Source organism: Nocardia cyriacigeorgica (assembly GCF_029868385.1).
In the GTDB taxonomy this organism is placed as follows: Bacteria; Actinomycetota; Actinomycetes; order Mycobacteriales; family Mycobacteriaceae; genus Nocardia; species Nocardia cyriacigeorgica_F.
In genome coordinates, this window is sequence record NZ_JARWNX010000064.1 from 121,575 (window position 1) to 145,203 (window position 23,629).

A 23,629-nucleotide genomic window follows, 5' to 3' on the forward strand; every position below is an offset into this window, starting at 1 on the left:
TCACGAATGCGGCGGCGTCGGCGCCGCCTCGATCAGGCCGTTTGCCCAGTTGACGGTCCACTGGGTCGCGGTGGTGCCATTGGGATCGACCACAAAACCGTTGTAGAGGCTGTGCACCGGATTGCCGACCGCACCGATCAACGTGGTCAGGCTGCCGACGATATTGGTCGGGCGCAGCGCGTCACGTGGGGCGTCGCAGATCAGATCACCGGGCGAACAGATCGTGTAGGTGCGATCGGTGACCTCACCGAACCCACCGGGGCGCGGACCCGTCATCGTGATCCCTGGGACGTTGAGCCCGGCCAACGCCACCTCGGCGCCGACACCCGCCGGAACGGGGCCGATCTGCGTCGGCTGTCCGGGCCCGGTCTCGCCGGTGCGGCGTCCGTCGGCGATCAAGGTCACCCCGAGCAGCAGATCGGCGGGAATCGGGCCGCTGCCCGCACCCACCTGGGCCGCGATATCGCCCGCGATCACCGCGCCCTGGGAGAACCCGGCGAACACATACGAAGTCAGCGGACATTCGGCGTGCCGTGCGGTGAGCGCGTCGACCATCCTGGCGGTGCCTTCGGAGCGGCTGTTGTTGTAGGACTGCTGGCCGTCCGGTGGTAGGGCGATCGGATTGGAGAACTGCGCGACGTAGGGCACGGTGAAGATATCGAGCCGCTCGGCCGGGAACTGCTGCCGCAACGGCCCGGTGACGTTCAGCATCAGCGAGGCCGGATTGGCCGTCGGATTGTGCGGATCGTCATTGCTGCTCGACTCCCAGGTGCCCGGCACCGAGATCATCTGCACATCAGGGCAGCTCGCCGGCTGGCTGGTCGGCCGCTCCGGCGGCGGCTTCGGACCCGGCTCCGGTTCGCGCAGCCGCCCCGCCAGCAGATACCACGCCAGCACGATCACGACGACAACCAGCACCGCCAGTGCGAGCAGCACCAGACATCCCACCGGCCGGGACCGGCGGGATCTCGACCCGCGACGCGCGCTCACTGACAGTACGTCTGCTTCGAGACGTCGATGTAGATCTTCCCGGCCTGCTCCACGGGCATCTTGGCCGGATCGAACGCCGGATCGGCGCCCGCCATCGCGTTGGCGTAGACGGCGATCTGATCATCGGGCTGACCCGCGGCGACGGCACCGCAGACGTAGTTGCCGATGGTGATCGCGTCCTGCGGGTTGGACGGGTTGACGCCCTGCTTGTTCAGCTCATCGATGAACTTCTTCTCCTTGTCACCGAGATTCGCGGTCTCGGCGGGCGGAATCGCCTCCGGCGACACCGGGGCCGGGCGCTCCTGCGGCGCGTCCTGCGGGCTCTCCTCGGGGCTCGGCTCCGCGGGCGGAGCGGACTCGCCCTCCGGCGCGGGCGCAGCCGTTGCCGATCCGGACGCCTGTGCCGGCGCCGACGTGGAGGGGGTCAGCGTCGGCGTGCTCGACGCCGTCGAATCGTTGTCACCGCAAGCGGTGAGCAACAGCCCGGATGCGGCGATCGCCACCGCAACGCCGACTACCTTGCCACGGGTCCGAAACATGAGAGTCCTTTGTTTTTGGCCGCTGGCGCGGCGGGGTTTGCGGCCCCTGGTGTCTCGTGTTTCCCGGGGCCGCTGCTTGCCTTCGGCGGGCGCAGCGGCCCCGGAAACACGAGACGGGCCGCAAACCGCTGAGGTTTCCTTGGGGGCGAACACCGAGGGTAGTACCCAGTTGCGGATACGGCCGCTCGGCTGCGAAGTGTGGCGCATGACACAGGGGGTGAGGCAGTGGAGCGCCGGGCGCCCGACTCGCCGTCAAGGGTGCCACGCGTTCCCACACCGCGATCAGGGGTGGACTTCGGTTTTCCCGTCGCGGACGGTGATGAATCCGGTCTGGAAGTTCTGCTGTATCCCGCCGGGGATGGCGAACTCGTCGCTGATCGGGAAGCCGAGGCGGCCGTTCTCATAGCCCGCGTACCGCCAGGCGTCCATGATCGGGCCGTTGCGCACCGCCCACGCACCCGACAGCGGGCTCCAGTACACACTGCCGCCCTCGAAGCGGCTGTAGCGGCCGAGGTCCTTCAACGGCTGCTCGGCCGACACCGGGAAGCCCAGCCAGCTGTTCTCGAAACCCATATCGGCGTACTTGCCGAGGATCAGGCCCTCGACCCGGTGCACGCCGGTGGCGGGGCTGAAATAGATCGGGCCGCCCTCGAAACCCTGTACCGCGCCGTCGCGGTTGGGTGTCCTGATCTCCGGGCCCACCGGATAGCCTGCGGGTCCGCCCTCGAAACCCTGTCTGCCCCATTCCGCGAGGATCGCGCCGCGCACCACCTGGGCGCCGGTCTGCGGGGTCCAGTACAGCGAACCGTGCTGGAACGGCTGCACCCTGCCGCGACCGTCGGGCAGGCCGCGCTCCGGTCCGGTCGGCAGGCCGAGCGCACCGGCCGGGCCCGCGGCGGCCTGGTAGCCGCCGCCGATCATGCCGGCGACCGGATGCGCCCCACCGTCTTTCGAGAACAGCACCCGGCCGTGCCGGAAGTCCTGGGCCACACCGCCGTTCACCGGATATTCGCCGGTCAGGCAATCCCCGAGCCAACCATTGGCGGCCACCACCGGGGCGATGGCGCCACCGGCCTCGCAGGCGGGCTTATCGGCTTCCACACCGAGTGCGGCGGCGGCGTGCGGCCAGGACTGGCGCATCTCGAAATCCCAGTACGGCCACGAATGAGTGCCCGAGGCGCGGTAGTTCACCTGCACCGGGATGCTCAGGTCGCCGAGCTTGGTCACGAAATTCTGCGATGACATCCGGGACAGGATCTCCAGACCCATACCCGCGAGGTTCGTGCTGACGCCGGGCACGATGCCACCCGGCGAGTCGAACGGCCCCGTCGCACCGGACCCGCTGGACACGTAGAGGCTGATCCCTTTCAGCTTCTCCGCCAGCAGATACGGATCGTGCTGCTCCCATTGCGGGTTGGTCGGCGGACCCCACATCGCGGACGAGTCGTAGCCGCCCGCATCACGCATGGCGAAATTGATCGCCTGCGGCATACCCAGCGTGGTCGTGGTGAGAAAACCGGAATACGAGGCCGCGTACTTGACGAAATCACGATTGCGTGCGGCCAGGAACATGGCGGCGGTGCCGCCCATCGAAAGGCCCTCCATGCCACGCACATTCGTGGCCCGCCACTGGCCCTCCAGCAGCGGCGGGAGTTCCTTGGTCAGGAAGGTCTCCCATTTGTAGTTCTTGCCGTTGTTCGGCTCCAGCCAGTCGGCGTAGAAGCTGGACTGACCACCCACCGGCAGCACGACGGTCACGTTCTTGTCGGCGAAGAAATCGACCGCGCCCGCATCCTGGATCCAGCCGCTGACCTCGTCGGTGGCGCGCAATCCGTCGAGCATGTACAGGACCGGGAACTTGGCCTCCGGGCTGGTGTTCCAGTCCCTGGCCAGCAGCAGACGGACCTGGATCGGGGCGCCCATGGCGGGCGAGTTCACCCACAGCTCGACATGCCGGTCGGTCAACCAGACGACATTGCGCAAGGTGGCAGGCGCCGCCGCGGTGACGGCGGGCTGGGCCTCGGCGGGCACCTGGGCGAGCGAAAGTCCCGCGGCCAGCGGCAACACCAGGCCGGTGGCGAGCGCGGGCAGGATCGAACGCGGCTGCCGGTCGGACCGTCCGCCGCTGCCCCGCCTACCGCGCGAAATACCTACCACATGGATGTTTGTACTCCGGTCGCGGCGATGTTCCGGGGAGGACGCGCCAGGAGCAAACCAATTGGTTCGCAGCCGCGGATTGCCGGTCCGCTCTGGTCATCCGGCGGTTCGGCGCGTATTCGGCTGTGCCGCAACCGATCCACCGGTCACCACACAGCAAACGGCGCCGCCCGCTTCCGAGGAAACGAGCGGCGCCGTCGAATGCGTCAGCGTGCGATGGTCACCAGCCGCCGGTGGCGTCCAGGAACATCTTGCGGGAGGCGAAGAGCTGGCCCTCCCAGTACTTCCAGCTGTGGGTACCCGAGGCCGGGAAGTCGAAGTGGGCCGGGATGCCGAGCTTGCCGAGGCGAGCCTGGAAAGCGCGGGTGTTCACCAGCGACAGCGCCTCGAGGGCCATCGCGTTACCGGTGTTGAACGCGCCGATCGCCGAGTTCGGGTGGTCGTGCTCACCGGGCAGGCCGCTGGCCGCCGAGATGTACATCGGCAGACCCTTCAGCTGCGGCGCGAACACGAACGGGTCCATCCGCAGCCAGGCCGGGCTCCACGGAGCGGCCATCGAGTCGACGTTGTAGCGGCCTGCGTCGAGCATCGCGATACGGATCGCCTCACGCATACCGGGCGCGGAGATGTTCAGGTAGCCGGAGTACGCCGCGGCGGCCTTGAACTGATCGCGGTGGTAGGCGGCGAGGGCGAGGGCGGCACTACCACCCATGGACAGGCCCGCGACCACGTTGTTGGTGCGGGAGACGCCGTAACCCTCGAGGAAGGTCGGCAGCTCCTTGGTCAGGAAGGTCTCCCACTTGTAGGTGGTCTTCTGGCCGTTGGTGTTGGACGGGGAGTACCAGTCGGCGTAGAAGCTGGACTGGCCGCCGACCGGCATCACCAGGGTGATGTTGTCGTTGCCGAACTGCTCCATCGCGTTGGTCTCGAACGACCAGGCGTTGCGGTCGTCGCGGGCGCGCAGACCGTCGAGCAGGTACAGCGCCGCGTTGCCGCCGCGCTTGGCCCACTGCACCTGGACCTTGATCGGCCCCATGCTCGAGGGAACCATCAGTTCCTCGTAGCCACCGGCGGGCGCGCGCAGGACCGGGCCGTGCACCGGCGCCGCCATGGCGGTCGGAGCAGCAACGCCCGCGGCGATCGGCAGCGCCAGCGCCGCGGCGCCGACGGCCAGAATCCGGTTACGCCAACCGCGAGGTGCGCCTCGCCGTCCCGTGGTCCTCTTCGGGGCGGCCGCCCTGCCGAAACGCATGAATCCTGCTCTCTTTCTGCTGTTGTGGAGCCACCCACGGTCCGCGGGCGACACCCGTTCTGTGTCAACGAGACGCCGCCGGGGCCTGTACCCGAATCCCGACCTTCCGGTACAGCCGTCGACGGCGCTACAACGATCTGGTCACACTGATGCTCGCTGGACGATATTCGACCCCCGAATCCTTAGCAAGACCGGGGTTGATGTGGTGGCCGAAATCCGCCCGCGACAATCGGTGATCGTGCGGTGACACTACCGTGTCTCGCCGTTGATGTCGCGGCGGACCGCTTTATTTGTTCGTTATCCCGAATCCACACCGGGACACCAAGATCAACCGCATCGCACCGTACGCACCCGCACATCACATGACGCGAACATGAACACGCCGCGACGATCTCTCCGGACAACCGGCCCGGCAACTTTCCCGCGCACTTCGCACATCGCACATCGATTCGACGAATATCGCCGAGAATCGGCCCGGAAATAGCCTCAGCACATGAATTCGGGCCCTGTTCGGGCATCCATGGCGGATGCGCCGAACAGGGCCCGATCGAATGTGCGGGTCAGCCGATATTCGCCGACAGATCCGGCGTCATCCGGTACACCTCGTCCTGCCAGTACGACCAGGCGTGAATACCGACATTCGGGAACGAATAGACGACATTGTTCGCACCGAGCGTCGCCATCCTGACCTGGAAGGCCCTGGTATTGGCCAGGGCAAGCGCCTCGAGTGCCATACCGTTCACGGTGCCCGCCGTCGGCCCGTCGGCCGGACCTGGCAGACCGCTGCCCGCCGAGATCCACAGGCGGGTGTTGTGGTCACGCAGCATCGGCGCGAACACGAACGGGTCCATCCGCAGCCACTGCGGGCCCCACGGCGGCGCCATCGAGTCCACGTTGTAGCCGCCGGCGTCGAGCATGGCCACCCGGATCGCCTCACGCATACCCGGCGCGGAAATGTTCAGGTAACCGGAGTACGAACCGGCGAAACTGAACTGATCCGGGTGATAGGCGGCCAAGGTCAGTGCCGCACTGCCGCCCATCGACAAACCGAATACGCCATTACGGTTCGGATTGAATCCGAGTCGATCACGCAGGGCCCAGCGCAGATTCTGGGTCAGGAACGTTTCCCATTGGTACCGGTAGCTCTTACCCGGGCCAGCGGCGAACGCGTTGAGCGCGCCCGAACCCGAGGACGAGCCGGTGCCGGGCGGAACACCGACGAAACTGCTCGGCGCATTCCAGTCGGCATAGAAGCTGGACATACCGCCGACCGGCATGACGACATTGATGTTCCAGTCCGTCAGCAGCTGCGCGACATTGGTATCGATCTCCCAACCGCTCAGCGTCTCGGGGGCGCGCAGACCGTCGAGGGCATAGACCACGCGGTTGGTGTTGCCGTCCTTGGCGCGGAAGATGCGCGATTTGATCGGGCCCATCCCGGAATCGACCCAGAAATCGAAGCCGGACGGGTCGAAGGCCGCCGAGGCGGGCGCGGCCGGACCGGCTATCGATATCCCCATGGGAACGAGCATCGCCGCGGCGACTCCCATCGCCGCACGTTTCACCCATGAGCCGGACCGCACCGATCTACCGGGCCTGCGCGCACTTCGCATTCGACTAGACCTTTCGCCTGGACAGCCGGTCAGCAATCACATGGCTACGAAACCGGCACCTCATCGGACACCTGATGACCGCGTTCGACGATCTCGGAGCGCGCCCACCTGTGTGCATGTTCCTGGTGTATCAATCGACAATGAACGCCTCCATGTTGCTGGATGGTGATCCATCCCACAACTCCAAGGGCCTTCCGTATGCACATTCGTTGCCGAGCGAACCGAGGACTTCCCACCGGACGAAGCAGGCCGTCCGGTGCGTGACGCGCCGGACGGCCTGTTCGTTCGAGCTGTTATCGCTACCCGATGTGGGCCGAGAGGTCGGGGATCATCCGGTAGACCTCCGACTCCCAGTTGCGCCAGTTGTGCACACCGACGGCCGGGAAGCTGTAGGTCGCGTTGCTCGCGCCGAGCGTCATCATGCGCACCTGGAAGGCCCTGGTGTTGACCAGCGCCAGCGCCTCGAGCGGCATGCCCTGGATGACGTCGAGCGGCGCGGTGGCGTCCGCCGGGCCTGGCAGACCGCTACCGGCGGCGATCCAGAGACGGGTGTTGTTGTCCTTGAGTCGCGGTGCGAAGACGAACGGATCCATCCGCAGCCACTGCGGACCCCAGGGCGGTGCCATGGCGTCGATGTTGTAGCCGCCCGCGCTCAGCATGGCCACGCGCAGCGCCTCACGCATACCGGGCGCAGAATTGTTCAGATAACCGGAGTAGGAACCGGCGAAGCTGAACTGATCCGGGTGGTAGGCGGCCAGGGTCAGGGCGGCGCTACCGCCCATCGACAGGCCGAAGACACCGTTGTTGTTCGGGTTGAAACCGAGCCGGTCACGCAGCGCCCAACGCAGGTGCTTGGTGAGGAAGGTTTCCCATTTGTAGGTGTTGGTCTTGCCGAGGGTCTCGGTCCAGCCCGACGAGCCGGTCGCGGCCGAACCGGACGACGAACCCGAGGACGAGCCCGCCGAACCGGTGTTGAGCCCGAGGAAATCGCTCGGGCCGTTCCAGTCGGCGTAGAAGCTGGACGGTCCACCGACGGGCATGACCACGTTGATGTTCCATTTGGTCAGCTCACGGACGACCTCGGTCTCGATCTCCCAGCCGTTCAGGTCGCCACGGGCCCGCATACCGTCGAGGGCGTATACGACCCGGCCGGTGTTGCCGTCCGCGGCGCGGAAGACGCGGGACTTGATCGGCCCCATTTCCGAATCGACCCAGAAGTCGATTCCGGCGGGGTTGAATGCCGCCGACGCCGTCGCGCCGGGGCCTGCCACCGACGCCCCGAGCGGTAGCAGCACTGCCAGCGACATGAGCATCGATCGCTTCAACCAGGACCCGGCTCTTCGGACTCCCGGTCGGCCACCGTGCGCTCTGCGCGCGATCACGCCTCGCATGTGTTCTCGGCCTTTCGTCATGCGGCGGGTCGCCGCGTTACTTGGTGCCGCCGTGCCCACGCCCACGTTTCGGGCAGAGCACGCCGGGGTACCACGGCAGCCTAACCCGTGACCTATGCCGGAGCGTTATCAAAAAGAGACAAAGTGAGGCACGCCGCTTTGTGCACGGCGCGCTCGACAACACACTCAGCGCGGTGGCTGCGGATAGGGATCGACCAACCCGCAGCGCTGGATCTCGTACTTGGGTACCCGGTCGATACGGTACTTCGCGAAGCTCAGCGCGTTGCGGAGATTGTGTTTGAACCGGTCCCAGGTCAGCTCGTCACGGTAGGAGAGCATCAGCGCGTGGGTCTGCGGGCACGACATCGCGACCCTGGCCTGGGTCACCCATTTCTCGTCCAGATACCAGGGCATCCACGGCTTCTGGTCCACCATGCCGGTATCGACGATCACCCAGTCCGGGAACAGGCTCTTGTCGTGGCCGATGCGGCCGTCCTCGAGCCGGTCGGTATGCGCGGCCAGCGGGTAGGACAGGCCCATCGGGTCGATCACGCGCACGTCCAGCGGCACGTTCATACTGGTCATGCCCAGGTTCAGGAAGTAGACGGTATGTCCGACGCCGCCCTCGGGGATGGGCTGCGGCGGCGGCGCGACGTACCAGAACATGAACGACGGCGAATTCAGCAGCAGACCGCCGTTGGGGTTGGCCATGATGTCGTTGACCATGGGCCGCATCCGGGCGTAATCGAGGTAGTCCTCGGCCAGGATCGGATGGTCGTGGCCGGTGTTGAGCACGTAGTACACGCGCTCGTCGACGATGCCGGAGGAGCTGATCTTGGTGCCGGTCGTGATCGCGGTCGTGCCCATGGCGAACAGCGACCACACCACCGTGGCGACGAGCGCGACCGAGGTGGCGACGAAAGCGCCGCTGCTGGCCGACACCGAGCGCAACCCGCCCTCCGGCCACCGCACCGGCAGCACCGCGACCGGCGCGATCAGGCAGAACAACTGCGACAGCAGCATCCGGCCGTGCATGAAGTCGCCGCCGACCCGCAGTGCGTAGATGGTGAGGATGACGCCGCTGCCGAGCATGAGCGTGACCACCGCGGCGGGCGAACGCAGCCAGATGCGGGCCCGTGCCGTCCAGCGGCGGCCGTCATCGTCGGAGCCAGCCTCGGCGGCGGCGCCCGCGCGCCCAGCACGGGCCGCCACGATCCCGGCGATCAGCAGGATCAGCAGCGGAACCCACAGCGAATACGGGCCGACCAGATCCCACAGATAGGTGAAACCCTGCCCCCATTTGGCGCCACCGGCGTCCTTGGCCACCGCGGTGTTCGGGTACGGCAGGCCGTAGTAGCCCATCCGCCAGATCTGATAGCCCAGCGGCACCAGGCCCGCCACCGCGACGATGATCACCCGCAGCACGGCGGGACGCAGCCGCGATTCGGGCATCGGCGCGAGGAAGATCATCATCAGCGCCAGACCGCCGACCAGCGTCATCTCCGGCCGGATCAGCGGGGCAAGTCCGGCGAGGAAGACCAGCCCGAACAGCGCGGGCACCCGCACCCGTTCGGCCTGACTCCACCACACCATCAGCCAGAACAGCAGGCCGAGCCAGGCGATGACCAGGCCGCTCTCCAGCCCGGAGGTCACATAGTCACGCGCGGGCGGCACCGCGATATAGACCAGCGCACCCGCGGGCAGCAGCAGCGATGACGACGTGCCGCCCCACAGCCGCGCCGCGCCGAGCATGGCGAACACGATCGCCAGCACCGACAAGGTCATCGCGACGCCGAGCACCACGTACTCCAGGCGGGCCTGGGTGAGCCAGCTGAAGAACCAGACGATGTAGGTCCACGCGGTGCTGGTATTGGTTTCGACCCGTTCGCCCGCGTTGAACACCGGGCCGTTGCCCGCGAGCAGATTGCGCACGGTGCGCAGCACGATCAGGCCGTCGTCGGCGATCCAGCGGCGTTGCCAGCCGCCGATCGCGAACAGTGCGGCGGTGAGCACCACCCCACCGACGAATGTGGCCCGGGATAGTCGGGTGAAACGCGAAGCCGGGGCGGTCTGCTCCTCGGCAGCCGCCCGGTCCGCGTATTCGGTTCCCTCCACTCCCGCTACCAGCATCTCGTCAGGTGAGATAGACAGCGACACCTACCGCTCCGATCCAGGCGATTGCGAGGAACTGGAGGATCCGATCCCCCAGTGCGATCTCTTCGGGTTCACCGGCCTCGCCGCCATCGACGTCGACCGCGTACCGCAGGACTGCGATGGTGAACGGCACCATCGAAATCGCGTACCAGATGGTTTCGTTCTTCTCGCCCTGCTGGAACGCCCACAGACCATAGAAGATCACCAGGCCGGTCGCCGCGAGGGTCCAGACGAAGCGCAGATAGGTGGGGGTGTAGTACTCCAGCGATTTGCGGATCTTGGCGCCGGTGCCCAGCGCGATCTGCAATTCGGCGTAGCGCTTACCCGCCGCCATGAACAGCGAGCCGAAGGCCATGACCAGCAGGAACCACTGCGACAACTCGATATCGGCTGCCGCGCCACCGGCGACGGCGCGCAGCAGGAAGCCCGAGGACACGATGCAGATATCGAGCACGGCCTGATGCTTGAGCCCGAAGCAGTAGGCGAGCTGGATGCCGATGTAGACCGCCATCACCACCGCGAGCTGCCACGACGCCAGCAGCGAGCCGAGGATCGAACCGACCAGCAGCACCACGGCCAGCATGTAGGCCAGGTTCACCGGCACCACGCCCGCGGCGATCGGGCGGTAACGCTTGGTCGGGTGGGCGCGGTCGGCCTCCACGTCCATCGAGTCGTTGACCAGATAGATGCCGGAGGCCGCCATGCAGAACACGACGAACGCGATCGCGACATGGCCGAGCACGGAGACGTCGCTGAGCACATCGGGGCCAGCGGCCAGCGGTGCGGCCAGCACCAGGACGTTCTTGACCCACTGACGCGGCCGGACCGCCTTGATCAGGCCACCGGCCAGTGTCTTGGGCGGCCCCTTGACGACGGCTTCGGCCAGATCCGCGCCGGTCGGCTCTTCACTCATCTCAACCAAGGCCTTTTCTCGAGCGGTCACTGTGTCCATGTGCGGTACTCCCGGTGCCCTCCGTGGTTACGCACGCTGCCTCCTCCGGGCCCGTCGTCGCTCGGATCGCGAAGCGAGTCGCTTCTCGGCACCGAGCAGGGCGGCCGCGGAGGCCGCACCGAGCGCGGAACCGGCGAGCACATCCGAGGGATAGTGCACCCCGAGGACGACCCGGGACAGCACCATCGGTGGGACGAGCACCGCAGGCAAGGGTAGCCCGGTCAATCTGCCGAGCAACACCGCAGCGGCGGCGGTGGAGGTCGCATGCGAGGACGGGAAGCTCAGTTTGCTCGGCGTCGACACGTTGACCTGCACGGAGGGGTCGTTCGGGCGTGGACGCCGGACCACCCGCTTGATCACGATGGAGGCCGCGTGCGCACCGACCGCGCCGACCGCGACCCCGGCCCACTGCCTGCGCCGCGGCTTGTCGACCAGCCAGCCCGCGGCGGCGATGCCGACCCAGCCGAGCGCGTGCTCACCGAAATGCGACATCCCGCGCGCCGCCGACACCACGGCGGGCTTGGCGCCGATGGTGGCCTGCACCGCGTTGATGATCGCGACCTCGCGGGGGACCTCCACGTACCCACCACTACAGGCGCAGTCGCCGCCGCAGCCCTCGTCGACCAATTCGACCGCGGGCAGGCTCGGGTTCATCGCGTTCACTTCTCGGTTCCGTTCTGACTGACGCCGAAGGTCTGCTCCCAGGCCGTCGCGCTGGTCAGCTCGGCATGTGCGGCCCGGTAGCGCTGCTGCATCTCGGGGAAGCGTGCGGTGAGTTCCTTGCGCAGCCGCAACGCTTCTTTGAACAGGGCGGCCGCCTTGCGCGGATCGCGTTTGCGGTAGACGACGCCGCGGCCGTCGGCGGTCGTCACGGTGACGCCGTCGACCTGGGAGAGCAGGAACCACCGCGCGTCCAACGTCGGCACGTTCAACTGCGGGGTCTCGTGGTTGGCCGGATCGGCCTTGCGGAAGTTGTGCACCACACCCTTGGCCAGGCGCGCGACCTTGGCGAGCGGGTTGCCCGGCTCGCCGACCGCGCCGACACCGTGGTGGCTCGGCAGCGGCAGTTCCGTCGACGACGGCAGCACCACCGCGTCCGGGTACTCCTTGCGCATCGCGTGGATCTTGCCGAGGGCGCTCGGCAGCAGATCGAACAGACCCTCTGGACCGGCAAGGAAATCGCGGATCGCCTCGTTCTGGATCGCGACCGTCGAATATTCGAGGCACAGCAGATGCTTGAGGGTGGCCTTGATGGTGTTCGCGATCATCGGCTTGCCGTCACCCGGCAGATGCAGTGAGGCCACGACCAAGCGGTTGCGCAGGTGGAAGTAGGCCTGCCAGTCGATGGCGTCGTCCTTGTCCGACCATGCCATATGCCATACCGCCGCACCCGGCAGCGTGACCGTCGGGTATCCGGCGCCGCGGGCGCGCAGCCCGTATTCGACATCGTCCCACTTCAGGAACAGCGGCAGCGGCTGGCCGATCTCCTCGGCCACCCGACGCGGGATGACACAGGTCCACCAACCGTTGAAATCGACGTCGATGCGCCGGTGCAGCAGCTTGGAATTGTCCCGGTCGCGCAGCGGGTACTTGGAGAAATCGTGGTCGTATTCGACATTCGGCGCGGCGGTCCACATGAAGATACCGCGGTCGACGACCTCGCCCATGGTGTGCAGATGTGAACGTTCTTGCAGGTTGAGCATCTGCCCGCCGACCAGGATCGGCGATTTGGCGAACCGGGCGAAGGCCAGCGAACGCAGGATCGAATCGGGTTCGATCTCGATATCGTCGTCCATGTAGACGATGTACTGCGCGTCGGTGGTCTTCAGCGCCTCGTACATGACCCGGCTGTAACCACCGGAGCCGCCGAGGTTGGGCTGATCGTGGATGGCGAGCCGATCGCCGAGTACGGCGGCTGCCTCGGCGAAACCCGGTTCGTCGACCACCTTGCGGTTGCCCTGATCGGGGATGATCACGGCCTTCATCTGATCGAGCACCAGCGGATCGGAGCCCAGCGCCGCCAGGGTCTTCACCGCGTCGGTGGGGCGGTTGAAGGTGGGCATGCCGACCGCGATGCTGCCGTCACCCGGCGCCTCGACGGGGGCGTACCAGCCACCGGCCAGCAGGGTGACCGCGGTGTCGGTGGTGATGTCGAACCAGATCCAGCCGCCGTCCTCGAACGGCGCCAGCTCGGTTTCGAACTCGACGAACACCGAATCGGCGCCCGGTGCCACGGCGAACTCCCGGCCCTGCACATGGATGCGGGAGCCGTCGGCCTTGGAACGGTAGACGTCGACGCGGCCGTGACCGGCCAGTTCCAGCCGCAGCACCACCGAACCGAGGATGCTCCACCGACGCCAGTAGCTGGCGGGCAGTGCGTTGAAGTAGGTGCAGAACGACACCTCCGACTCCGCACCCACCGATAGCGAGGTGCGGGTGGGTGCGTGCGCGCGGCGGGCGTTGGTCGGTGATTCCTCCAGGTAGAGGGTCCGCACATCCAGCGGCTCACCCGGCCGAGGCAGGATGATGCGCTGGAGCAGCGCCTTCGCTCGGGTCTCGGTCGTCATCTCTTCCAGAATCGATTGCGAGGTCATTCGTTCCCTGTGGTCGCTCGGCCGGGACTGCTCGGGCAGCTACGCTTGCTCGCCGTCGATGAGCGGCGCGCCCGATTCCAGATGCGGCCTGAGCACATTGTCGAACATGCTCAGCGCGCTACCGATGGCCATATGCATGTCCAGGTACTGGTAGGTACCCAGACGGCCACCGAAAACGACCTTGGCCGTTGCGGTTTCGTTCTTGGCGCGCTCGCGGTAGGCCAGCAGCTTGGCGCGGTCTTCCGGCGTGTTGATCGGGTAGTACGGCTCGTCGCCGGTCTGGGCGAAGCGGGAGAACTCGCGCATGATGACCGTCTTGTCCGTCGGGTAATCGCGCTCGGGATGGAAATGGCGCGGTTCGATGATGCGGGTATAGGGGGCGTCGGCGTCGTTGTAGTTCATCACCGAGGTGCCCTGGTAATCGCCGGTGTCGAGGACTTCGGTCTCGAAGTCGATCGTGCGCCAGCCCAGCTCGCCCTCGGCGTAGTCGAAGTAGCGGTCCAGCGGGCCGGTGTAGACGACCGGTGCGTCCGGGTTCGCGGCGCGGATCTCCTCACGCACATCGAACCAGTCGGTGTTCAGGCGCACCTCGATGAGCTCGGAGGCGGCCATGTTCTCCAGCCACTTCGTGTACCCCTCCTTGGGCAGGCCCTCGTAGGTGTCGTTGAAGTAGCGGTTGTCGAAGGTGTAGCGGACCGGGAGCCGGGTGATATTGCCCGCGGGCAGTTCCTTCGGGTCGGTCTGCCACTGCTTGGCGGTGTAGTCGCGGATGAACGCCTCGTAGAGCGGGCGGCCGATCAGCGAGATCGCCTTCTCCTCGAGGTTCTGCGCATCACCGGATTCGACCTCGGCGGCCTGTTCGGCGATGAGCTTGCGTGCCTCTTCCGGGGTGAAGTACCGGCCGAAGAACTGCGAGATCAGGCCGAGGCCCATCGGCAGCGGGTAGGCCTGCCCCTTGTGCAGCCCGAAGACGCGGTGCTGGTAGCCGGTGAACTCGGTGAACTGGGTGACGTAATCCCACACCTTCTTGTTCGAGGTGTGGAACAGGTGCGCGCCGTACTTGTGGATCTCGATACCAGTTTCCGGCTCGGGCTCCGAGTAGGCATTACCGCCGAGGTGATAGCGGCGATCGAGCACCAGCACCCGCTTGCCGAGCTGCGTGGCGGTGCGTTCGGCAATGGTCAGCCCGAAGAAGCCGGAGCCGACGACGATCAGGTCGAAGGGTGTTGATGCGACGGTCACGGGAGCCCAGAGTATCGGACTTCGGCGCAAGCTCCCGGCCGAGTCACAGCCTGCGCACCCGCCGAGCGTCCTGCCACCGGTTTCACGGATCGATCGCCCTGATTCCGTCGGTGGCCGCGCAGGGCGGGCAGGTCGCCGAAACCGGCGCACGATGCGATGCGCGGCAGAGCTGATCAGTTGTCCAATTATCGGCCGGCGGCGGCGGGAGCCTCGGGATCAGCGGCGGCCGTCGCCGAGGGGGGCGCTCGGCTGTAGCAAGCGACGACAGCCGTCGCGGTGCCCGTCTGCACGGACACGCTCGAGCCGCTCGAGCACGGCTGGTCCGCTCAGCTGGCGGCGGGATTGCTCACTGGTAGGGGTACTGGCCGTACATCGGGGCGGGGGTCGGGGTGCGGGGGGCGCGGATCCAGCGGCCGGTGGCGCTGAGGGAGGCCAGGATCAGGATGGCGGCTACCAGGGCGAGGTCGATGAACATCTGCCCGACCATGGTGCCGATCACGCTGATGGCCCAGGCGATGTTCAGCAGGGCGAGCACGCTGGCGATGATGACGGTCACGCGGCCGAACTTGGTGCGGCACAACAGCAGCAGGCCGCCGAGCAGCATGAGGAAGGCGATCAGGCCCGACAGCCACAGCATCAGATCGGCGGTGTTGTGGGTGAGATCGAGGTCGATGTCGATATCACTGCGGGAACTGCTGCCCCCGCCACCACGACGGCGGGCTCCGCTCATCACCGGTGCGCCGAGCTGGTTGGTCAGCTGCACCGCCCGGATGACTCCCCAGACGTAGAGACCACCGCAGATCAGCGCCAGGATGCCGGCCGTGATACCGGTTCCGCCGCTTGCCGATTGCTGCGGCTGTGGCGGTGGATATCCGTAACCGGGCGGCTGGCCGTAGGCAGGTGGCGCGCCGTATCCCGGTCCGTACCCGGATTGTGCGGGGTAACCGGGTTGACCCTGACCCGGATGACCATATGGATAGCTCATGGGAATTCCCCCCTCCTCGATGTCGGCGGAACTCTACCGTGCCGCCACGACAGGCTTCCAGCCGAAGACGCCCGCACGCGGGAGGTTCCCCGTGCGGGCGTCGTCGAAACAGCCGATGCGTCGGCACCGTCGAGGGGCTAGCGGAGGTTGCGCTCCGCGTAGACCCGCATGGCCTCACGCACGAGTTCGGCCGTGCCCGCGCCGTGCCGGTCGTAGTTCTGCCCGAATCGTGGGTCGGCGACGTACATCTCACCGAGTCCGGCGAAGTGGTCGTCACCGGGGCGCGTGCCCTGCGAACCTGCGGCCACCCAGTCGTAGTGGCGGGCAGTGATGGCCTGCACCTCATCGCTTCCGGCGTCCAGGCCCGCCGCATGGGCCCGACCGAAATCAGCGGCGATATCGAGCTGGGTCTGCTGGAAGGCCTGCTTATCGGCCTCGCTCAGCGAACGCCACCACCGGTCACCACTGTCGTAGGCATCCTTGCCCCACCGCTCGATCACCTCGTCCTTGTACCGGGTGTGATCGAACCCGTCGAAAACTTCTGCTGCCACGAGCTTTTCACCTCTTTCCATTTTCCGCAGCGTGGTGTGCACCGACTCGATCCGACGCCGGATCCGATCCTGTTCCTGCCGAAGCAGTTCCAGGTGCGTATGCAGTGCAGCGGTGGTGTCCTGCGCACCGGCGAGGACTTCGGCGATGACCGGAAGGCCGAGGCCGAGTTCTCGCAGCAGCAGGATGCGCTGCAACCGCACGAGGGAGTCCTGGTCGTAGTAGCGGTACCCGTTGGTCCCGATCCGGCGCGGCGGCAACAACCCCAGCTCGCCGTAATGGCGCAGCGTGCGACTGGTGGTACCGGCTGCCTTGGCCAGATCCTGAATGGACCATTCACCGGTCCGGGCGCCCGTTCCCATGGCCTGAACTCCTTCCTTGTCGAGGCAGTGCAACCAGCTTGCAAGTTGACGCTACGTCAAGGTCAAGAGTTCTCTCGGGCGGCCGAGTTCTGGGTGCGGACACGCACGGTTCCAGGCGCGGAAACGCACGCGCCTGCGCACGGAACTGTCAGGAACCGCCCCGAACTCGGGGATCACCGAAAACATCGGCCTCGGTCGGCAGCTCCGACCACACCGCCGCACCCGGGGGCTGGATCTCGAGCGTCGCGGCCGCCGGGGCGCCCTGCGCATCGGGTGTGTCGGTGGCGGGCGGCGGCGCCGGGTCTCCCGGGGCGGCCGGAGTTCCTGGCGCAGGGGCCGCCGGATCGCCGGGCGTTCCCGGCTCCGACGCTGCCGGACCGCCCGGCGTTCCTGACTCCGACCCTGCCGGACCGCCTGGCGCTGGTGCCGACCCCTCGGGGCCCTCGATCGCAGGTGCCCCTGATGCCGACCCTTCGGGATCACCTGGCGCCGCTGGAGTCCCGGGCACCGCCCCTCCTGACTCACCCGGCGCAGCGGGAGTCCCCGGCGCGCCCGGACTTTCGGCCGACTCACCGGGCCCGGGCACCACACCGTCGGGAATGGTGCGCCCAGCGGGCGTGTCGGACATCCCGGATTCCGCGCTGCCGGGTGCGGACGTGGTCAGGTCGGGGACCAGTTCGAGCAGGGTCGTGAAATCGACGACCTGGGCGCCGAGGGTGGGCGTGTAGATGATGACGCCGTTGCTGTAGAGCCGGTAGATCCCTGCGTTCTCCGGCAGCACCATCTCCGGTCCGATGGGTTCGCCCACCGAACTCGCCGCGCCACCGAGCCGCGCGTATTCGATATCGATCGGGGATTCGGTGTCGGAGGTCCTGGTACGCGGCGCCGGGCCGGGCGGCGGCGAGCCGACGCTCAGCTCGGCAGGCGTCGGCCCCACCTCGAAGGTCTGGATATCGGCCGGTTGCCCGCCGTCGGGCGCGGCGGAGTATTCCGATCGCAGGATGTGCCCGTCACGCAACAGCACCATGCCTGCGGTGGAGGCCACGGCGTCCGCGGTGCGCGGATCCTCCTTGATGGTGCCGGGATAGACCTGGCAGTCGGTGGTGTCGCAGGTCTGCGCGTAGGGGTAGCGCGTCTCGGCCAGCGCGTAGGAGCGAGCCGCGACGGCCTGTGCGCGCAAGGCTTCGACCGCGCCTTTGTCGGCCCAGTTGGCCTGCACCTCGGCCGGGAGCACACCGAGCAGATAGTCCTCCACATCGACCCGGTTGATCGTGCGCGCGGCACCGTCCTCGGTCGCCACGCCGAGCGAACCGCGATACGCGGTGCCGCCGCACAGGGTCAGATGTTCGGTGGCGGGCCGCCCGGGTGCGGGGTCCACCGGATAGACCCATGGGTCGGCGGTCGAGGTCTGCCACAGCACTTCACCGTCGCATCCTGAGGTGACCACGACATTCGCGCCGCCGTCGGGCAGTGCGGTGAGATGGGCGGCCTCGCCGGGGCCGATGATCCGGCCCGCCACCCGCGCACCGGCGTCGGAGTAGGCGTCGAGGGTCGAGTCGTCCTGTGCCATCAGCCGGACGGCGAGCGTCGTCGGTCCGACGGCGCCGAGCGTCGCGCCCGGATAGTAGTGCCCGAGAATCTGTTCGGCTGTCCAGCCGTCTTGCGCGCTGTGCAGCGCGCCGTGCTGGCTCATGCCACGGCCGTGCCCCGGCCCGGCAAGCGGTCTATACACATCGCCGCCGGTCCACAGCAGCAGTGGACCGGCGGCGAGCAAGGCTGTCGCGCCGATGACGAGGATCGAACTCCGCCTGCCTCGGCGCCGATGCATCGACTGCGGTAAATGCGGCGCTGCCAGCACATTCTTCGCCCGTAGCGCGAATTCCGCGCGGGCGCCGTCGTTTCGTTGCGGCATCCGTTCACTCCCCTTGGTTTTCAAGAGCCGAACAGGGTTCGGCGCCTGTCGGCATGTCGTTGCGACCGGCCACGATCCGAGAGCTACATTCGAGCACACATAATCCTCAACCAGAGGTTTAGATATGTGAAAGTTGTGACTAGTGTGATCCTTGGGACATCTGGACGCAAGCATCGACCGCACACGGATCACTGGTTCGACCCGATTGGAGAAGCTCGTGCCGTACCGCAAACCGAAACGCTCCTACGTGCTCCCGGTGGTCACAACGCTTGCGGTCGCGGCCCCGCTCGCCACTCTGCTGCCGAGCGACTCCGACTACCGCACCGCCAATGAGGCCCAGCTCGCCGCCGTCCCAGCGCAACTGGCCGAGGTGGTGCTGAACTCGGCGCCCGATATCGTGCTCCCACTGCGTGAACTGACCGGTCTCGACCTGCCCGACCTGCGACTTTCCGATCTCCGCAAGATCCCACTTCCCGCATCGGTCCCGGTGCCGCAGGGCCTTCCGCTACCGCCCGGCATTCAATTACCCAGCGAAATCCCGCTACCCCAATTCGACGCCGAGCAACCGTCGGCACCGCAGCTCGAGGCAGTTCCCGGACGGATACCCACCGGCGCGCAGTTCATCGCCGACCCCGCGGTGGGCACGGACCCGAACACCCCGGCCCTCAGTCCGGGCGCGGTACCGCCGGAACTCATGTCCGAGGTCGGCGCACAGGTCAAGGAACTCTCCCGCGACACGCCGTTCAGCGTCGTCGCCCTCACCGCCGAGGACCTGGTGAACACCAAGGCCATGGTCCGGGCCAAACAGCCCGACGGCACCTGGGGCCCCTGGTACGAGACCGAGCCGATCGATACCGCCGCCGCCGATAACGCGGCACCGACCGGTACCGAGGGCACCGAACCGATCTATGTCGGCAACACCACCGCCGTGCAGGTCCTGGTGACCCGCAAACCCGCCGCCGGAGCGCCCGCATCGCAGGACCACGGTGCGCCCATCCAGCCGACGCCCGCCGCCGCACCCGTCGACCAGCCACAACCCGAACTCAAAGCGGTGCTGATCGATCCGGGCCGCGGCGCCATCGACGGCGCGCTCGGCGATGTCGCGGCCGCGCTGCCCGGCGGCGGCCCGAATGTGATCACCCGCGGTCAGTGGGGCGCCGACGAATCCATCCGCTGCGACTCCCCCACCTACGACGACGGCCTCGGCGGCGTCACCGTGCACCACACCGCGGGCCGCAACGACTACAGCAAGGCCGAATCGGCGGGCATCGTCCGCGCGATCTACACCTATCACGCCCAAACCCTCGGCTGGTGCGATATCGGATACCACGCGTTGGTCGACAAGTACGGCCAGATCTTCGAGGGTCGCTTCGGCGGACTCGACAAGGCGGTGCAGGGCGCGCACGCGGGCGGATTCAACGAGAACACCTCCGGTGTGGCGCTGATGGGCAACTACGAATCCGAGACGCCGCCGAGCGCGGCGATCAATTCGGCCGGGCGGTTCGTCGGCTGGCGCACCAAGGTCGCCGGGCTCGACCCGAAGGGCTACACCACCATGTACTCCGAAGGCACCGAGTTCACCCCGTACGCCCAGGGTGAGGAGGTGCAGCTGCCGGTGGTGTTCGCCCACCGCGATGTCGGCAACACCAGCTGCCCCGGTGATGCGGCCTACGCGATGATGGACCGGATCCGCGATATCGCCGCCGGCGCGCCCGGCTCGTCCGGCGGCTCCCCGCCCTCACGACGGGTGCAATCCGATGTGGCGGCGCTGGCCAATCTGACCGCCAAGCTGCTGACGATGGTCAACGACAACATCATCGCCAAGTACTGGGCCTCGAAGGGCGGACCGGAGGGCCCGCTGGGACAGGCCGCATCCGAACCGTTGCCCGCGGCGCAGGGCGGGCAGTACGCCCAGTTCGTCAACGGGTACGTGTACGCCACACCCGAGGGCACCGCGGTCGAGGTGGTGGGCAAGATCCTCGACCGCTTCCTCGAACTCGGCGCCGATGCGGGCGTGCTCGGCCTGCCACTCGGCAACTCCTACGCCGTCCCCGACGGTCTGCGCGAGGATTTCCAGCACGGCTCGCTGATCCTGAACCAGGTCACCGGCATCGTCACCACCGTCTGGAAGACCTACAACGACACCTATCAGCAGGAAATGAACCGTCCGAACCCGGTCGCGGCACCCGATCCCGGCGCACCCGCCCCACCGGTCGAGGCGCCCGCCCCGGTGGAGGGGCAGCCACCGGCCCCAACGCCAGCGGAGGGGCAGGCACCGGCTCCCGCGGAGGGGCAGGCACCGGCTCCCGCGGAGGGGCAGGCACCGGCTCCCGCGGAGGGGCAGGCACCGGCTCCCGCGGATGAGCAGGCACCGTTCCCAGGCCCGGCGCCCGAGGCAGCGCCCGCACCGGAAGTTCCGGCACCGGACGCCGCTCAGGCCCCCGCACCGGAAGCACCGGTCCCGGCACCGGCCGTCACGCCGGAAACGGCACCCGCACCGGAAGCACCCGCACCGGTCGGCTGACGACCATCCACCTCCGCGGTACTGGCCGGTCCGACGGCCACCGCATACCGACCCCGGGGTCGCACGGCCGACTGCGCACGCAGATCCGACCGGAGGGCCCCGGGTTCGGCCGCTTCAGGCCATGGGTTCCGGTCGAAGCGCCACTCGGTAGGTCCTCGGACACGGCGATCGCCCCGACCCGACACCACTGCGGCCGCCCAGCGACAGCGGCCCGACGCGACGGTGACGCGGCCCGGCACGACGCCTCCCGGCCCAACGCGACATCGGCACAGCTGCCGAGCCACGCCGCGTGCGAGGGCATCGACCGCGCCGGGCCTTGTCGGTATGCACAACTGAAGCCGTCGCGGCGACTCGATAGCGCGAGCGCGACCGCTACATCCACCAGCGTTCGAGAACCCGCGCCACACCATCCTCGGCATTGGTCGTGGTCACCTCGTTGGCCGCGGCGAGGGCCTCGGGGTGGGCGTTGGCCATGGCGACGCCGCGACCGGCCAAGGTGAGCATCGGGATGTCGTTGGGCATATCGCCGAAGGCGATGGCGGCGCTCGGGTCGACGCCGAGGCGTTCGGCGACCGTGCGCAGACCCGACGCCTTGGTGACGCCGGGCGCCGACAGTTCGATCAGGCCGTGGTCGGTGGAGTAGGTGATGTCGGCGCGGTCGCCGACCAGCGGTGCCAGGGCACGCAGCATATCGCCGCTGCGGGCGCCGGGCAGCCGGATCAGCATCTTGATCGCCGGTGCGTCGATCACCTCGTGCCGCGCGACGGCGGTGTCGTCGGGATTGAGCCAGGCGTGCTCGTATTCGGGGGAGCTGACGAATTGCGGGGTCACCGCGTCGTGCGCGCTCGCGCCGACCCGCTCGGCGGCCAGGCCGCAGCCGGGCAGCGTCGCCTCGGCGAGGTCGGCGATCCAGCCGAGGGTGTCGATATCGAGGGTGTGGCTGGTCAGCACCCGGTCGGCGGCACTGTCGTAGATGACGGCGCCGTTGCCGCAGACGCACAGCGGCGCGAAGCCGAGGCCGTCCACCACCGGACGGATCCAGCGCGGCGGTCTTCCGGTCGCGAGCACGAACGGCACACCGTCGGCGACCAGCGCGCCGACGGCCGCTTTGGTGCGTGCGGTCACCCGCTCGTCGGGGTCGATGAGGGTGCCGTCCACATCGGAGGCGACGAGTTCCGGCTTCGGCAGATGCACACGGGTCACCCATTCCATTGTGCTGTCTCTCCACCGCGGGCGCCGCGCCCCCCCGGCCGTCGACGCCGAAGGGTTGCCCGGCGCACGCATTCGAGATTGCCGACCGATGAACACGCTGGTAACCCGTCGGGCGCGCGCGGTGGCCGGTGGCTCCCTATGATCGGGGGCTACACCAGGACTCGAGGGGACCGATGACCGGCTTTCTGCTACGACGTGCGCTCAACTATGTCGTGCTGTTGCTGCTGGCCTCATTTCTCACGTTCAGCCTCGCGTCGCTGACTTTTCGTCCGCTGGACAGCCTGGAACAGCGCAATCCGCGGCCGCCGCAGGCGGTGATCGACGCCAAGGCCGCCGAATTGCATCTGGACGAGCCGATTCCGCAGCGCTATCTCACCTGGCTGAAGGGAATCCCGCAAGGAGATTTCGGCACCACGCTGTCCGGGCAGCCGGTGAGCGAGGAGTTGCCGCGCCGGGTCGCGGTATCGCTGCGTCTGCTCATCATCGGTTCGGTGATCGGCACCGTGCTCGGTGTGCTGATCGGCGCCGCCGGGGCGATACGCCAATACAAATTCAGCGATTACTTCACCACGATCGTCTCGCTGCTGATCCTGTCGACACCGGTGTTCCTGCTCGCGACGCTGCTGAAATACGGTGCGCTGGAGATCAATTCGATGACCGGCCAGCAGATCTTCCTCTACACCGGCGAGACCTCGGCCAGCACCATCGAAGGGTTCGGCCCACAGCTGCTCGACCGGCTCCAGCATCTGGTGCTGCCCACACTGACGCTCGCCCTCGGCGGTATGGCCGGTTACAGCCGCTACCAGCGCAACGCCATGCTCGACGTGCTGCAAAGCGATTTCATCCGCACCGCCCGCGCCAAAGGCTTGACCAGGAGCAAGGCGCTCTACAAACACGGCCTGCGCACCGCGCTGATCCCGATGGCCACCCTGTTCGCCTACAGCCTCGGCGGCCTGATCACCGGCGCCACCTTCACCGAGAAGATCTTCGGCTGGCACGGCGTCGGCGAATGGCTGGTGGATTCGATCAATGCCCAGGACCTGTATGTCGTGGTCACGGTGACCGCGTTCGCCGGTCTCGTGGTGCTGGTGTCGGGGTTGTTGTCCGACATCGTGTACGCGATTCTCGACCCAAGGGTGCGTGTGGGATGAGCGTCAGGCCCGGAGGAGGCAGCTTGCGTAACCACGCAGGGCCCGCGAAT

Annotated in this window: 17 protein-coding genes; 2 read left to right on the forward strand and 15 right to left on the reverse strand. The window is 67.6% G+C overall.

Translation table 11 applies throughout. The features are described from left to right. The 14 genes from QH168_RS25980 to QH168_RS26045 form a co-directional block, all read right to left on the reverse strand. On the reverse strand, positions 1-990 hold the full coding sequence (locus QH168_RS25980; RefSeq protein ID WP_432421170.1) for a cutinase family protein: 990 nt from the start codon (positions 988-990) through the stop codon (positions 1-3). Then, positions 987-1,529 (reverse strand): DUF732 domain-containing protein, encoded by a 543-nt coding sequence (locus QH168_RS25985; protein ID WP_280468497.1) that lies wholly within the window; start codon positions 1,527-1,529, stop codon positions 987-989. Before QH168_RS25985 ends, QH168_RS25980 begins: the two co-directional genes overlap by 4 nt. 282 nt (positions 1,530-1,811) lie before the next feature. Then, the gene (locus QH168_RS25990) at positions 1,812-3,686 is read right to left on the reverse strand and encodes an alpha/beta hydrolase-fold protein (protein ID WP_280468498.1); all 1,875 of its coding nucleotides are present in this window, start codon (positions 3,684-3,686) and stop codon (positions 1,812-1,814) included. A 220-nt stretch (positions 3,687-3,906) separates the two neighbouring features. Then, positions 3,907-4,938, reverse strand: a complete 1,032-nt coding sequence (locus QH168_RS25995) for an alpha/beta hydrolase (protein ID WP_280468500.1) — start codon at positions 4,936-4,938, stop codon at positions 3,907-3,909. Between the two features lie 560 nt (positions 4,939-5,498). Continuing rightward, complete coding sequence (locus QH168_RS26000; RefSeq protein WP_280468501.1) at positions 5,499-6,551, reverse strand: alpha/beta hydrolase; 1,053 nt, start codon at positions 6,549-6,551, stop codon at positions 5,499-5,501. Between the two features lie 299 nt (positions 6,552-6,850). Next, on the reverse strand, positions 6,851-7,942 hold the full coding sequence (locus QH168_RS26005; protein WP_432421171.1) for an alpha/beta hydrolase: 1,092 nt from the start codon (positions 7,940-7,942) through the stop codon (positions 6,851-6,853). A 186-nt stretch (positions 7,943-8,128) separates the two neighbouring features. Beyond that, positions 8,129-10,072 carry a flagellar motor control protein ZomB gene (gene zomB, locus QH168_RS26010; protein WP_280468503.1) on the reverse strand — a complete coding sequence of 648 codons (1,944 nt, stop codon included), beginning with the start codon at positions 10,070-10,072 and terminating at the stop codon, positions 8,129-8,131. A 4-nt stretch (positions 10,073-10,076) separates the two neighbouring features. Next, entirely contained in the window at positions 10,077-11,009 is a 933-nt protein-coding gene (locus QH168_RS26015; RefSeq protein WP_280468504.1) for a decaprenyl-phosphate phosphoribosyltransferase, read from the reverse strand. 66 nt (positions 11,010-11,075) lie between these two features. Next, positions 11,076-11,711 carry a phosphatase PAP2 family protein gene (locus QH168_RS26020; RefSeq protein WP_432421172.1) on the reverse strand — a complete coding sequence of 212 codons (636 nt, stop codon included), beginning with the start codon at positions 11,709-11,711 and terminating at the stop codon, positions 11,076-11,078. Beyond that, positions 11,708-13,642, reverse strand: coding sequence for a glycosyltransferase (locus QH168_RS26025; RefSeq protein ID WP_280468505.1), 1,935 nt, complete (start codon positions 13,640-13,642; stop codon positions 11,708-11,710). Before QH168_RS26025 ends, QH168_RS26020 begins: the two co-directional genes overlap by 4 nt. Before the next feature lie 39 nt (positions 13,643-13,681). Continuing rightward, positions 13,682-14,884: a UDP-galactopyranose mutase gene (gene glf, locus QH168_RS26030; protein ID WP_280468506.1), complete on the reverse strand. Its 1,203-nt coding sequence runs from the start codon at positions 14,882-14,884 to the stop codon at positions 13,682-13,684. Between the two features lie 346 nt (positions 14,885-15,230). Then, positions 15,231-15,869, reverse strand: a complete 639-nt coding sequence (locus QH168_RS26035; RefSeq protein WP_280468507.1) for a hypothetical protein — start codon at positions 15,867-15,869, stop codon at positions 15,231-15,233. A gap of 137 nt (positions 15,870-16,006) precedes the next feature. Next, positions 16,007-16,780 (reverse strand): MerR family transcriptional regulator, encoded by a 774-nt coding sequence (locus tag QH168_RS26040; protein ID WP_280468508.1) that lies wholly within the window; start codon positions 16,778-16,780, stop codon positions 16,007-16,009. A 148-nt stretch (positions 16,781-16,928) separates the two neighbouring features. Continuing rightward, positions 16,929-18,692 (reverse strand): SpoIID/LytB domain-containing protein, encoded by a 1,764-nt coding sequence (locus QH168_RS26045; RefSeq protein WP_280468510.1) that lies wholly within the window; start codon positions 18,690-18,692, stop codon positions 16,929-16,931. Positions 18,693-18,909: 217 nt separating this feature from the next. Here QH168_RS26045 and QH168_RS26050 point away from each other — a divergent pair, with 217 nt between their 5' ends. Beyond that, positions 18,910-21,216, forward strand: a complete 2,307-nt coding sequence (locus QH168_RS26050; protein WP_280468512.1) for an N-acetylmuramoyl-L-alanine amidase — start codon at positions 18,910-18,912, stop codon at positions 21,214-21,216. Between the two features lie 372 nt (positions 21,217-21,588). Here the strand turns inward: QH168_RS26050 and QH168_RS26055 are convergent, their stop codons facing one another. Then, on the reverse strand, positions 21,589-22,428 hold the full coding sequence (locus QH168_RS26055; protein WP_280468513.1) for an HAD family hydrolase: 840 nt from the start codon (positions 22,426-22,428) through the stop codon (positions 21,589-21,591). A 173-nt stretch (positions 22,429-22,601) separates the two neighbouring features. On the opposite strand from QH168_RS26055, the gene QH168_RS26060 reads away from it, so the two are divergent. Then, positions 22,602-23,579, forward strand: coding sequence for an ABC transporter permease (locus QH168_RS26060; RefSeq protein ID WP_280468515.1), 978 nt, complete (start codon positions 22,602-22,604; stop codon positions 23,577-23,579). Positions 23,580-23,629: the final 50 nt, after the last annotated feature.

What these genes read in the sequence shown, in the direction of transcription:
- QH168_RS25985 (WP_280468497.1), bottom strand. Translation starts at nt 1,529, where the DNA reads ATGTTTCGGACCCGTGGCAAGGTAGTCGGCGTTGCGGTGGCGATCGCC.
- QH168_RS26015 (WP_280468504.1), bottom strand. Translation starts at nt 11,009, where the DNA reads ATGAGTGAAGAGCCGACCGGCGCGGATCTGGCCGAAGCCGTCGTCAAG.
- QH168_RS26045 (WP_280468510.1), bottom strand. Translation starts at nt 18,692, where the DNA reads ATGCCGCAACGAAACGACGGCGCCCGCGCGGAATTCGCGCTACGGGCG.
- QH168_RS26040 (WP_280468508.1), bottom strand. Translation starts at nt 16,780, where the DNA reads ATGGGAACGGGCGCCCGGACCGGTGAATGGTCCATTCAGGATCTGGCC.
- zomB (WP_280468503.1), bottom strand. Translation starts at nt 10,072, where the DNA reads ATGCTGGTAGCGGGAGTGGAGGGAACCGAATACGCGGACCGGGCGGCT.
- QH168_RS26005 (WP_432421171.1), bottom strand. Translation starts at nt 7,942, where the DNA reads ATGCGAGGCGTGATCGCGCGCAGAGCGCACGGTGGCCGACCGGGAGTC.
- QH168_RS26055 (WP_280468513.1), bottom strand. Translation starts at nt 22,428, where the DNA reads ATGGAATGGGTGACCCGTGTGCATCTGCCGAAGCCGGAACTCGTCGCC.
- QH168_RS26035 (WP_280468507.1), bottom strand. Translation starts at nt 15,869, where the DNA reads ATGAGCTATCCATATGGTCATCCGGGTCAGGGTCAACCCGGTTACCCC.
- QH168_RS26000 (WP_280468501.1), bottom strand. Translation starts at nt 6,551, where the DNA reads ATGCGAAGTGCGCGCAGGCCCGGTAGATCGGTGCGGTCCGGCTCATGG.
- QH168_RS25995 (WP_280468500.1), bottom strand. Translation starts at nt 4,938, where the DNA reads ATGCGTTTCGGCAGGGCGGCCGCCCCGAAGAGGACCACGGGACGGCGA.
- QH168_RS26025 (WP_280468505.1), bottom strand. Translation starts at nt 13,642, where the DNA reads ATGACCTCGCAATCGATTCTGGAAGAGATGACGACCGAGACCCGAGCG.
- QH168_RS26060 (WP_280468515.1), top strand. Translation starts at nt 22,602, where the DNA reads ATGACCGGCTTTCTGCTACGACGTGCGCTCAACTATGTCGTGCTGTTG.